Here is a 12661-nt window from a genome sequence, read left to right on the forward strand (position 1 = left end):
GAACGATTATGCAGAGGCAAGCGCGAGCCGGGGCAATGCGCGATGCGCGTTAGCCGTTGTGCCGATGGCAAGCGCGTTTTCATCGATGCCGCGCAACTCGGCCAGCACCTTCGCGATACCCGGAACCTGGTCCGGCGAATTGCGCCCCTTGTAGCGCCAGGAAGGCGCGATATCGGGCGAATCGGTTTCGAGAACGATGGCTTCGAGCGGCAAGTCGCTGGCCAGACGGCGGATCTGTCGCGCGCGCTCGAACGTCAGATTGCCGCCGAAACCGAGATGCATGCCTTGCGCGATGAACGCCTCGGCTTGCTGAAAACTGCCGTTGAACGCATGCGCGATTCCGCATCGGATGGCATGCACGCGCAAGCCCTTCAGCACCTTGTCCTGCGACTTGCGTACATGGCAGATCACCGCGAGATCGAACTCGCGCGCGAGCTTGAGTTGCTCGTTGTAGAAAAACTGCTGGCGCGCGTCGTCGAGCGTGGGCACGAAGTAATCCAGCCCGATTTCGCCGATGCCGACGAACAACGGATCGTCGAGACTCGCCTCGATCTTCTCGCGCATAACGCGCAGATCGTCCTCCCGCGCGCCCGGCGTGAAAAGCGGATGGATGCCGAGCGCGTACGCCCCGCCCGCGATGCCATGCGCCAGATCGCGCACGGTGTCGAAGTTGCCGCGATCCACGCCCGGAATCACGATGCGCGACACGCCCGCGCCGAGCGCGGCATCCGCGACGGCGGCGCGGTCCGCGTCGAACTCCGAGGCATCGAGATGGCAGTGCGTATCGATCCACATGGCGTCCTCCGCGGCGCGCGTGATTACACCGGCACAGACGGCTCTTCGTGCAGCACGCCGTCGCGCAGGCGCATGATGCGGTCGCATCGCGCCGCCAGATCGGGGTCGTGCGTGACGATCACGAAGCTCGTCGAAAGCGTCTGCGACAGTTCCAGCATCAGATTGAAGACCGTGTCGGCGGTGCCGCCGTCGAGATTGCCGGTCGGTTCATCGGCGAGCACGCACGCCGGATGCGTGACGAGCGCCCGCGCAATGGCCACGCGCTGGCGCTCGCCGCCCGACAGTTCGCCCGGCCGATGCTTCGCGCGATGCCCGATGCCCACGCGCTCCAGCATGACCATCGCTTCGCGGCGCGCCTCGTCTTCCGGCATGCGGCGAATGCGCAGCGGCATCGCCACGTTATCGAGCGCGGTGAATTCCGGCAGCAGATGATGGAACTGATACACGAAGCCAAGCGCGCGATTGCGCAACTCGTTGCGCTCCTTTTCCTTCAACTGCGTGAACGGCTTGCCGAGCAGCGAGACCTTGCCCGCGCTCGGTTCGTCGAGGCCGCCGAGCACATGCAGCAAGGTGCTCTTGCCCGATCCCGACGCGCCCACGATGGCGAGCTTCTCGCCGCGCCGCACTTCCAGTTGCGCGTTGTCGAGCACCTGCACGTTGAAGCCGCCCTGCACGAAAGTCTTCGAGATGGAAGACGCGTGCAACACGATATCGTTCTGGTTCAAGTCACTCATAGCGCAGCGCCTCCGCCGGACGAACCTTGGAACCGCGCCAGCTCGGATACAGCGTAGCCAGCGACGACAACAGGAACGCGATGACGCCGATCTTCATGACATCGCCCGGGACGAGTTCGGACGGCAGTTCGCTGATGAAATAAACCGAAGGCGGCAGAAACTGCACGTTGAAGAGATGCTCGATCATCGGCACGAGCCACGGAATGCTCCATGCGACGAGACATCCGAACGTCACGCCGAGCGCCGTACCGATGAAGCCGATCGTCACGCCCTGCACCACGAAGATCTTCATGATGGATCCTGGCTGCGCGCCGAGCGTGCGCAGGATGGCGATATCAGCTTGCTTGTCGGTGACGGTCATCACGAGCGACGAGACAAGATTGAACGCCGCCACCGCGATGATCAGCGTGAGAATGATGAACATCATCCGCTTTTCGATCTGCACGGCGGAGAACCACGTCTTGTTCTGCTGCGTCCAGTCGCGAATATACAAGTCGCCCGAGAGCGTGTGCGCGAGTTGCCGCGCGACTTCGGGCGCGCGCTGCATGTCCTTCAGCCGCAGCCGCACGCCGGTTGGCGCAGGCAGGCGGAATAGCGCCTCGGCATCGCGAATGGAGATGAGCGCGAGCGTCGAATCGTATTCGTAGTGGCCCGACTCGAAGATGCCGACCACCGTGAATTGCTTGAGTCGAGGCATCATGCCGGCAGGCGTGATCGTGCCTTCGGGCGCGACGAGTGTGATCTTGTCGCCGGTCATCACGCCGAGATTGGTCGCGAGATCGCGTCCGAGCACGATGCCGAATTCGCCCGGCCTCAAGTCCGCGAGCGCGCCCGAGCGCATTTCCTTGCCGATGTCCGACACTTCCGGTTCCAGCGACGGCTCCACGCCACGCAACGCCACGCCGCTCACCGCGCCTTGACGCGTGAGCAGCGCCTGGGCTTCGACATAGGGCGCCGCGCCGAGCACTTCCGGATTGCGGCGCGCTTCCTGCGCGGTCACTTGCCAGTTGGGCATGGAACCGGTCGGCGAGAAGATCTCCACGTGCGCGAGCACGGAGAGCATGCGGTCGCGCACCTCTTTCTGGAAGCCGTTCATGACCGAGAGCACGACGATCAGCGCGGCGACACCGAGCGCGATGCCCGCCATCGACACGAGCGCGATGAAGGAGATGAAGCCGTTGCCTGTGGTGCGTTTGCTGGCGCGCGTGTAGCGCCAGCCTATCTGCCATTCATACGGGAGTTTCAAGCGAATCCTTTCTTCTACGGTTGCTGCGTTGCCGTCGTTTTGCTTGCGGCTTCGGTTTTGCGCTTCTCTCTTGATTACGCACATGCGCGACTAGCGGATGCAGCGCGACGCGAGCGCGAAATTGGCGAAAGTTTGCCATATTAGGACAATTCAAAGGCGCGGCGCAGGTCCGATCGATGTCCGGCGACGAAGAAATCGCTTCTTCCAGGCCGATGGCGAGCACCGATGCCGCGTGCGCCTTTGCCCTACAATGCCGACCATCATGCCCGTTTCCGACCTCCATCTTCTGCTCCCCTTCGCGCTGCCTGCCGCAGCAGACGCCGCCACCGCGCTACACGGGCTGCAAAGCGCGGCGCTCGACAAACTCCTCGCGCGCGCGACGCTGGAAGAACGGGTGATCGGCGAAGACTTTCAGCGCACGCTGCCGCACGAGCGCTGGATTGCGCAACGTTTCGATGCCGCCGCGCCAAACTCCGACGAAGCGCCGCTCGCACCCTACATGCTCCTCGCCGATGGCGGCACACCCGGCGATGCGCTCTGGGCGTGTATCGAGCCGGTTCACGTGCGCATCGCGCACGACCATCTCGTGCTCATCGATCCGGCCACGCTCGGCGTGCGCACGGAAGAAGCCCGCACGCTCTTCGATACGGCGCGGCCCGTGATCGAAGACCTCGGCATCACGCTGCAAGCGCCCACGCCGTTGCGCTGGTATGTGTCGGGCGGCGCGCTGGGCGCGCTCGCGGGCGCGTCGCCGTTGCGCGCGACGGGACGCAACATCGAAATCTGGTTGCCGCACGAAGCCCGCACGGGCGAACGTTCGCGCGCTTGGATGAAGTTGCAGAACGAAATCCAGATGGCGTGGTTCGAACATCCGGTCAACGAAGAACGCGAGTCGCGCGGCCTGCCTGCGATCAACTCCATCTGGCTGCACGGACAAGGCACGCTGCGTCCGGTCAAGAGCCCGTTCGCCCGCATCATGTCCGACGCCGCCGCCACACGCGGTCTCGCGCTCGCCTCGAACATCGCGCCCGAAGCGCCAGCCGACTCTTTCGCCGCGCTCGCCAACGGGCGAGAAGCGCAAGAAGGCACGACGCTCGTCGAACTCGATCCGTTCTCGGCGCCGTTCATCGAACAGGACTGGGCGCGCTGGAACGACTCGTTGCAGGCGCTCGAAACCGCGTGGTTCGCGCCCGCGCTCGACGCGCTCGCGAACGGCACGCTCAAGAAACTCGGTATCACGCTCTGCGGCGATACAGGCTCGGTGACGCTCGGCGTCACGCGCTCGGACTTGCGCAAGTTCTGGCGACGCCGGCCGATCGCGGCGCTTTTCATCGAATAGGTCACTGACAGCATGACGCGTATCGTTACCCGCGCCGCCTCCCCCGCCGATGCCGAAGCCCTCGCGCGCCACGGTCTGCACCCGGTCATCGCGAGGCTGTATGCGTCGCGCGGCGTCACGTCGCCCGACGAAATCGAAACCGAGTTCAAGCGCCTGCACGCGCCCGTCGGCCTGAAGGGTTGCGATGCCGCCGCCGTCGTTCTCGCCGATGCGCTCGCAGCGAACAAGCGCATGCTCGTCGTCGCCGATTACGACTGCGACGGCGCGACCGCCTGCGCCGTCGCCGTGCGCGGGCTGCGCATGTTCGGCGCGGACATCGATTATCTGGTTCCGAACCGCTTCGAATATGGCTACGGGCTCACGCCGGAGATCGTCGAACTGGCGGCGCGTTCGCCACGCGGCGTACCCGATCTTCTGATCACGGTCGATAACGGCATTGCCAGCGTGGATGGCGTCGCGGCCGCCAATGCGCTCGGCATGGAAGTCGTCGTCACCGACCATCACTTGCCCGGCGACGAGTTGCCCGCCGCGCGCGCGATCGTCAATCCGAATCAGCCGGGCTGCGCGTTTCCGAGCAAATGCATCGCGGGCGTGGGCGTGATGTTCTACGTGCTGCTCGCGCTGCGCGCCGAACTGCGGCGTCGCGACACCTATGGCGATGGCCGCCCCGAACCGCGTCTCGACGGCCTGCTCGATCTGGTCGCGCTCGGCACCGTCGCGGATGTCGTGAAGCTCGACGCCAACAATCGCATTCTCGTCGCGCAGGGTTTGAAGCGGATTCGCTCGGGCCGCATGCAGCCGGGCATCGCCGCGCTTTTCCGGGCCGCGAGCCGCGATGCGCGCACCGCTTCCGGCTTCGATCTGGGCTTCGCGCTCGGACCGCGTCTGAACGCGGCGGGACGGCTGTCGGACATGTCGCTCGGCATCGAATGCCTGACGACCGACGATATCGGCCGCGCGTGGGAACTCGCGCAACAACTCGACGGCATGAACCGCGAGCGCCGCGAGATCGAAGCGGGCATGCAGCAGCAGGCGCTCGCCGAATTGCAGACGCTCGACCCCGGCGAGCGCGCCACGCTCACGCTCTACGACGCGAGCTGGCATCAGGGCGTGATCGGCATCGTCGCGGGGCGGCTGAAGGAGCGGTTTCATCGGCCGTCGTTCACCTTCGCGCACGCCGACGACAGCGGCGTGCTCTGCAAAGGCTCCGGCCGCTCGATTCCGGGCTTTCATCTGCGCGACGCCGTCGATCTCATTTCGAAGCGCGAACCCGGTCTCATCCACAAATTCGGCGGTCACGCGATGGCGGCGGGCCTCACGCTCGCCACCGCAGACATTCCGCGCTTCACGGCCGCGTTCGAGGCCATCGGACGCGAATGGCTGACGGCCGACGCGCTTTCACGCACCATCGAAACCGATGGCGAACTGGAGGACGCGTATTTCACGCCGCAATTCGTCGAATTGATCGATGCAGCCGTGTGGGGACAAGGCTTTCCGGCGCCCACGTTCTCCGGCGAGTTCGAGGTCGCGTCGCAGGCGCTCGTCAAGGACAAGCATCTGAAGCTACAACTTCTGCGCGGGCGCCAGCGCTTCAACGCGATCTGGTTCAACCATGTCGACCCGCTCCCGGCGCGCGCGACGGTCGCTTACCGGCTCGTCAGCGATTCGTGGAACGGCGTGGCGCGCGTGCAGCTGATCGTCGAACACGCGGGCTGAAAACCCGCCGGAACGGCCCGCTCGAAGCGGGAAAACCCGGTCGATCGGCTATAATTGCACCTTTTTACGAAGCCGAAGATCGACAATGGAAGCGGAACGTCTCAACGCGATCGAAAGCCTTCTGGCCGACCTGCGCCGTCGCGCGGGCGAGCTACGGGGGTATCTTTGACTACGACGCCAAGTCAGCGCGTCTAGCCGAAGTCAACAAAGAACTCGAAGACCCGAACGTCTGGAACGACTCGAAGAACGCGCAAGCGCTCGGTCGTGAGAAGAAGCTGCTGGACGGCGTGGTGTCGAAACTCACCGCGCTCGACAACGACCTGCGCGACGCCAGCGATCTCTTCGAGATGGCGCACGAGGAAGGCGACGAAGAAACGCTCGTCGCCTGCGAAACCGACGCGGAAGCACTGCGAGTGCGCGTCGAGGACACGGAATTTCGCCGGATGTTCTCGAACCCGGCCGACCCGAACAATTGCTTCATCGACATCCAGGCGGGCGCGGGCGGCACCGAGGCGTGCGACTGGGCGTCCATGCTGCTGCGCCAGTATCTTCGCTATTGCGAACGCAAGGGCTTCAAGACCGAAGTGCTCGAGGAATCCGAAGGCGACGTCGCCGGCATCAAGAGCGCGACCATCAAGGTAGAAGGCGAATACGCCTACGGCTATCTGCGTACCGAGACGGGCATTCACCGCCTCGTGCGCAAATCGCCGTTCGACTCGTCGGGCGGGCGGCATACGTCGTTCTCGTCCGTGTTCGTGTATCCGGAAATCGACGATTCGATCGAGATCGAAATCAATCCCGCCGATATCCGCACGGACACGTATCGCGCTTCGGGCGCGGGTGGCCAGCACATCAACAAGACCGACTCCGCGGTGCGTCTCACGCACGCGCCGACCGGCATCGTCGTGCAGTGCCAGAACGACCGCTCGCAGCACCGCAACCGCGCGGAAGCCATGCAGATGCTGAAGGCGCGTCTCTACGAATTCGAGATGCGCAAGCGCCAGGCCGAACAGGACAAGCTCGAATCGAGCAAGACCGATGTGGGCTGGGGCCATCAGATCCGCTCCTACGTGCTCGACCAGAGCCGCGTGAAGGACCTGCGCACCAGCGTGGAAATGAGCAACACGCGCGCCGTGCTCGACGGCGACCTCGACGACTTCATCAGCGCGAGCCTGAAACAGGGCGTTTGAGTTTCGCGGCGCGGATCCCGGCTTTCGGTATCCGCGCTTTCGTTTGGCCCTCGCCGCGCCGCATCCCACCGTATCGAAAGCTACACATCATGACCGAACCGACTCAAGCGGGCGCCGCGCCCGAACTGGAAGAAAACCAGATCATCGGCGAGCGTCGCGACAAATTGCGCGCGCTGCGCGAGCAAGGCGTCGCTTATCCGAACGACTTCCGTCCGACGCATCAGGCCGCCGCGCTGCAAGGCGAATTCGCCAATACCGACAAGGAAGCACTCGAAGCCAATCCCCTGCCCGTAGCGCTTGCCGGCCGCATGATGCTCAAGCGCGTGATGGGCAAGGCCAGCTTCGCGACGGTCCAGGACGGCAGCGGCCAGATCCAGTTCTTTATCACGCCCGCCGACGTCGGCGCCGAGACTTACGACGCCTTCAAGAAGTGGGACCTGGGCGATATCGTCGCCGCGCGCGGCGTCCTGTTTCGCACGAACAAGGGCGAACTGTCGGTGCGCTGCACGGAACTGCGCCTGCTTTCGAAGGCGCTGCGTCCGCTGCCCGACAAGTTTCACGGTCTCGCCGATCAGGAAATGCGCTATCGCCAGCGTTATGTCGATCTGATCGTCACGCCGGAGTCGCGCAAGACCTTCATGGCGCGGACCAAGGCGGTCACGTCCATTCGCAATTTCATGGCGCAGGCGAGCTTCATGGAAGTCGAAACGCCAATGCTGCATCCCATTCCGGGCGGCGCGGCGGCCAAGCCTTTCGTTACGCATCACAACGCGCTCGACATGCAGATGTTCCTGCGCATCGCGCCGGAACTGTATCTGAAGCGTCTGATCGTCGGCGGCTTCGAGCGTGTGTTCGAGATCAATCGTAATTTCCGGAACGAAGGCGTGTCGCCGCGACACAACCCGGAATTTACGATGATGGAGTTCTACGCCGCATACACGGATTATCACTGGCTCATGGACTTCGTCGAGCAACTGATCCGCCAGGCGGCAATCGACTCGCTCGGCACCGCGAGCATCACGTATCAGGGCCGCGAACTCGATTTTTCGAAGCCGTTTCATCGGCTGACGATCAATCAGGCTATTCAAAAATACGCGCCGCAATACACCGACGCGCAACTCGGCGACGCCGCGTTCCTGCGCACGGAATTGAAAAAGTTCGGCGTTGATACGACGCAACCGGCGTTTTTGAATGCGGGCATTGGCGCATTGCAATTGGCGCTTTTCGAAGAGACGGCCGAATCGCAACTGTGGGAGCCGACATATATCGTCGATTATCCAATCGAAGTGTCGCCGCTCGCGCGTGAGTCGGACAGCGTGGCGGGCATTACGGAGCGCTTCGAGTTGTTCATCACGGGCCGCGAGATCGCCAACGGCTTCTCCGAATTGAACGATCCGGAAGATCAGGCCGCGCGCTTTCAAAAGCAAGTCGATCAGAAAGACGCGGGCGACGAAGAAGCCATGTTTTTCGATGCCGACTATATTCGCGCGCTCGAATACGGCATGCCGCCGACAGGCGGCTGCGGAATCGGCATCGACCGGCTGGTGATGTTGCTGACCGACAGCCCGAGCATCCGCGACGTAATTTTGTTCCCGCATCTGCGTCGCGAGGACTGAGCTGAGTGGCGCTGACAGTGATGTCAGCGCTGTCTTGCAGCGCTTCTGATCAATGCCCCATCAACACGGCGGCAATCTGCGCGAACAGAATTTTCAGAATGGTCATCGACGGGAAAATCATGGCATAGCCGATATCCGGTTTATCGGTTGGCGTCACGCGATTGGCAAACGCGAGAATGGCGGGATTTCCCGTAGCGCCGCTGAGAACGCCAATGGTGGTATCGAACGGCAGCTTGAAAATAACCAAGCAGAAAAACGCCGTCACGAGCACTAACGCAATTAGAATCACCGCGCCGTAAAGCAGGAGCGAAACACCCGTCGCCCCTACTTCGGCAAAGAATTTCGGTCCGGAAGCAATCCCGACCTGCGCCAGAAAAATGGTCAACCCGAAGTTCCGCAGAACCAGATTCGCCGACAATGGCACGCTCCAGATAAATGGCCCCGAGCGACGAATCTTCCCGAGATAAAGCGCGGTCAGCAGCAGCGCCGCAAGCCCGAGCGTCAGTTTTCCCACGCCGGGCACGGGAATCGGAATCATGCCGATGAGCAAGCCAATCGCGGCGCCAACGCCAATCGAGATGAAGCTGAGTTCGGCCGTCCCTTTGATCGAGTCGCCGAACAGTTTGCGAACCGCTTTGGCATGCGTCCGATTCACCAGCAACCCGACCCTGTCTCCGGATTCCAGAATCAGATCGACGTGAGGCAACATGTCGGCGTCGCCTCTGCGCACATGAGCAATCGAGCAGACGACGCCATCGGGAAATCGAATGTCCCCAATGCGCTGCCCGGTCATGACCCGGCTCGATACGAACACGCGCAGGTAATCCAGATCTTCCCGATGCCGCGTGATTCTGCCCGGCTGAACCTCGCCGATGAGTGTGGCCGCCTCCTCCAGCGCGGCCGGCTCCAATGCCGTTGCCAGCAGGACATCGCCGGTTTGCAGAACGAAATCCGCGGTCGGCAGCCGGTTGCGATGCGCGCGGCGAACAGCGGCAATGGTCACGCCGTCCGGCAACTCCGCATGAAGTTCGACTGCGCTGAGACCGACGAGCGCGGGATTTTGCAGGGCGATCTCCGCCGTCTCGATGTTGCTTTCGGGCGGCGCCTCGATCTTCACTTTGAGCAACGCGCCGAGGGCGTAGATCATCAGTATCGGACCGGCGACGCCGAATGGATAAGTCACGCTGTAGCCCACGGCGGCGCCATCGCTATGCAAGGTTGAGATCACGGCTTGCAACGTCGCCGTACTGGTTCCCGAGCCCGCGAACAAGCCGAGCGTTTCGTCGAGCCTGAGACCGAACGCCGGCACCAGCGCGAGCGACACGAAGCCCGCCGCGACGACGCCAAGCGCCGCTGCCGCGTTGGCCCGCAATCCGTCCGCACTCGTCAGTCCCTTGAAGAAATGCGCGCCGTACTGAATGCCGATGCCGTACAGAAACAGCAACAAGCCGAGCGTGCCGAGCAGCGCGGGCGGCAAGGCTTTCGGCGCGAATCCGCCGATTGCCAAGCCGACGAAAAGCACGGCCCCCGATCCGAGCGAGACGCCTTTGAGGCTAATCTCGCCGATCACATAGCCGAGCGCGATCGTGAGGAACAACGTGAAGAGCGGCTGAGCTTCGAGCAGCGTCCTGATTGCGTTCATAACGTCCTCTTGTCGATGTCAGCCGCGCCACGCATCGTCTTTCCGCTGGCAATGCGCCCGCCGACGTTCAGCTTCCCAGCAGCCTTAACGCGTGACGGGCAATCATCAATTCTTCGTTCGTCGGGATGACACAGACATCGACTGCGCTCGTCGAATCGTCGATGCGCCGTTCGTGGCGTGCATTGGCCGCGTCGTCGAGCGATACGCCGAGCCATGCCGCCGCGCGCCCCACGCGCTCGCGCACGGGCGCCGCACGTTCGCCGATGCCGCCGGTGAACACGAGCGCATCGAGCCCGCCGAGCGCGGCCGCAAGCGAGCCGAGTTCGCGCGAGATTCGATAGCAAAACAGATCGACCGCTTCGGCGGCAGCGGGGGCATCGCTCGCGAGCAGCGTGCGCATATCGCTGGAAATACCCGACACGCCGAGCAGACCGGAGCGCTTGTAGAGCAGCGTCTCGATGGCATGGGCGTCCATGCGCGCTTCCTGCATCATCCATAGCAGCACGCCGGGATCGATGCTCCCGCAGCGCGTGCCCATGACGAGCCCTTCGACGGCCGTGAAGCCCATCGTATTGGCGACGCTCTTGCCTCGATCGAGCGCCGTCATGCTCGCGCCGTTGCCAAGATGAAGCACCACGCTCTTGCCATTGGCGGCCTTTGCGCTGTATTGCGGCAGAACGCTCGCGATGTACTCGTACGACAGCCCGTGAAACCCGTAGCGCCGCACGCCGCGTTGCGTGATCTCGGGCGGCAGCGCGAAGCGCGTTGCCGCTGCGGGCTGCGTATGGTGGAAGGCCGTATCGAAACATGCGATTTGTGGCACCTGCGGATTGCGCGCTCGTATCGCGCGGATCGCTGCGAGGTTATGCGGCTGATGAAGCGGTGCGAGCGGAACGAGCGCTTCCAGTTGCGCGAGCACGTCCGTATCGACGCGCACCGGCGCTGCAAATCGTTCACCGCCATGCACCACACGATGACCCACGGCAAGCAGTTTCGCGCCGGAAGAGCGTTCACGCAGCCAGTTCAGCAAGAACGTGATCGCATTGTCGTGCCCGAGTTGTTCGCCTTCGGGCCAATGCTTTTCGTCGATGAGTTCGCCGTTCGGCCGCCTGGCCTCGAAGTACGGCTTGCCGTAGATCTCTTCGAGCTTGCCGCCGGCGACAGGATCGAGGCTGCCTTCCATCTTGACGTATGCATGAAACTTGATGCTGGACGACCCCGCGTTGATGACTAGAACGACGTCCATACATCCCTCTAGACGATCGCGGCCGAAGGATTCTCGCGCCGCGCGAGCGCCACGAGCGAGGCCACCGCGCATGATGCGAGCCGCGTCATGATCGAATCCGCACGGCTCGTCAGGATGATCGGCACCTTCGCGCCCAGCACGATGCCCGCTGCATCCGCGCCAGCGAGAAACGACAGGCTTTTTGCCAGCAGGTTTCCGGATTCGAGGTCCGGCACGACGAGCACGTTCGCGCGCCCCGCCACCGGTGATTCGATCCCCTTGATCCTTGCGGCTTCCTCGCTGATTGCGTTGTCGAGCGCGAGCGGGCCGTCGAGAATGCCGCCCGTGATCTGCTGGCGATCGGCCATCTTGCAGAGCGCGGCGGCATCTAGCGTCGAGGGCACCTTCGAATTCACGGTTTCCATCGCGGAAAGAATCGCTACCCGCGTCTCGGCAATGCGCAACGCGTGAGCGAGATCGATGGCGTTCTGCACGATGTCGCGCTTCTGGTCGAGCGTCGGTGAGATGTTGACGGCGGCATCGGTGATGATCAGGGCATTTTCGCGGCCGGGAACATCCATCACGAAACAGTGGCTCACGCGCCGCCCGGTGCGCAAGCCGTTACGCGTGACCACCGCGCCCATCAGTTCGTCGGTGTGCAGCGAGCCTTTCATCAGCGCTTCCGCGCGCCCTTCATGCACGAGTTGCACCGCGACTTCCGCCGCCGCGTGGCTGTGCGGAACGTCGATGATGGGTAGATCGCCGAGATCGAGATTGCACTCGCTGGCGACCGCTTCGAGTTTGCTGCGCGAGGCCACGAGAATCGGCGCGACGAGCCCGAGCCGCGCCGCTTCGATGATGGAAGACAGAGAGTCGTGGTCGCATGGGTGAGCGACCGCGGTCGGCAGCGGCGGCAAAGTGCTGGCGAAAGCGAGCAGCCGCTCGTATTTTTCGCGTTTGAATTCCATTTCATGCCCTCGATTGGCGTGAACTGCTGGCGCTTGGCGATGCACGATGAGTCGAGCACCGGCATCGATGCGCGTCGTGTGACTGCTTCGCGCCGCTGCCACGTTCGATCGCGCTGCCGCTTCTCGCCGTGCCGGATCGTGGCCACGGAGCGTCTCTCTGTGCGGGTCTCGTAATCAACGGGAGGCATCG

General features: G+C 63.4%; 10 protein-coding genes. 4 read left to right on the forward strand and 6 right to left on the reverse strand.

Annotated elements, in window-relative coordinates; translation table 11 throughout:
- Positions 1 to 6 precede the first annotated feature (6 nt).
- The 3 genes from NCR98_RS08895 to NCR98_RS08905 are packed head-to-tail and all read right to left on the reverse strand — an operon-like array spanning position 7 to position 2775.
- Complete coding sequence (locus NCR98_RS08895; RefSeq protein WP_250525999.1) at positions 7 to 795, reverse strand: TatD family hydrolase; 789 nt, start codon at positions 793 to 795, stop codon at positions 7 to 9.
- A 23-nt stretch (positions 796 to 818) separates the two neighbouring features.
- The gene (gene lolD / locus NCR98_RS08900; protein WP_244825608.1) at positions 819 to 1529 is read right to left on the reverse strand and encodes a lipoprotein-releasing ABC transporter ATP-binding protein LolD; all 711 of its coding nucleotides are present in this window, start codon (positions 1527 to 1529) and stop codon (positions 819 to 821) included.
- Positions 1522 to 2775, reverse strand: a complete 1254-nt coding sequence (locus tag NCR98_RS08905; RefSeq protein WP_244825609.1) for a lipoprotein-releasing ABC transporter permease subunit — start codon at positions 2773 to 2775, stop codon at positions 1522 to 1524. Before NCR98_RS08905 ends, lolD begins: the two co-directional genes overlap by 8 nt.
- 250 nt (positions 2776 to 3025) lie before the next feature.
- Between NCR98_RS08905 and NCR98_RS08910 the strand changes: the two genes are divergently transcribed.
- From NCR98_RS08910 to lysS, 4 genes are all read left to right on the forward strand, one after another.
- Positions 3026 to 4114, forward strand: coding sequence for a regulator (locus tag NCR98_RS08910; RefSeq protein ID WP_244825610.1), 1089 nt, complete (start codon positions 3026 to 3028; stop codon positions 4112 to 4114).
- Positions 4115 to 4126: 12 nt separating this feature from the next.
- Positions 4127 to 5830: a single-stranded-DNA-specific exonuclease RecJ gene (gene recJ / locus NCR98_RS08915; RefSeq protein ID WP_244825611.1), complete on the forward strand. Its 1704-nt coding sequence runs from the start codon at positions 4127 to 4129 to the stop codon at positions 5828 to 5830.
- Between the two features lie 85 nt (positions 5831 to 5915).
- Positions 5916 to 7020 (forward strand): peptide chain release factor 2 gene (gene prfB, locus NCR98_RS08920; RefSeq protein ID WP_244825612.1). Its coding sequence is split into 2 segments (ribosomal slippage): positions 5916 to 5996 and positions 5998 to 7020, totalling 1104 coding nucleotides; the frame shifts between segments, so codons are not numbered across the junction.
- An 89-nt stretch (positions 7021 to 7109) separates the two neighbouring features.
- Positions 7110 to 8636 carry a lysine--tRNA ligase gene (lysS, locus tag NCR98_RS08925; RefSeq protein ID WP_244825614.1) on the forward strand — a complete coding sequence of 509 codons (1527 nt, stop codon included), beginning with the start codon at positions 7110 to 7112 and terminating at the stop codon, positions 8634 to 8636.
- Between the two features lie 49 nt (positions 8637 to 8685).
- Here the strand turns inward: lysS and NCR98_RS08930 are convergent, their stop codons facing one another.
- From NCR98_RS08930 to NCR98_RS08940, 3 genes are all read right to left on the reverse strand, one after another.
- Positions 8686 to 10278 carry an aspartate:alanine exchanger family transporter gene (locus NCR98_RS08930; protein ID WP_250526000.1) on the reverse strand — a complete coding sequence of 531 codons (1593 nt, stop codon included), beginning with the start codon at positions 10276 to 10278 and terminating at the stop codon, positions 8686 to 8688.
- A 67-nt stretch (positions 10279 to 10345) separates the two neighbouring features.
- Positions 10346 to 11524 carry an acetate/propionate family kinase gene (locus NCR98_RS08935; protein ID WP_250526001.1) on the reverse strand — a complete coding sequence of 393 codons (1179 nt, stop codon included), beginning with the start codon at positions 11522 to 11524 and terminating at the stop codon, positions 10346 to 10348.
- 8 nt (positions 11525 to 11532) lie between these two features.
- Positions 11533 to 12471, reverse strand: a complete 939-nt coding sequence (locus NCR98_RS08940) for a phosphate acetyltransferase (protein ID WP_250465192.1) — start codon at positions 12469 to 12471, stop codon at positions 11533 to 11535.
- Between the last annotated feature and the right edge of the window lie 190 nt (positions 12472 to 12661).

The organism is Caballeronia sp. GAWG2-1, assembly GCF_023631405.1.
In the GTDB taxonomy this organism is placed as follows: domain Bacteria; phylum Pseudomonadota; class Gammaproteobacteria; order Burkholderiales; family Burkholderiaceae; genus Caballeronia.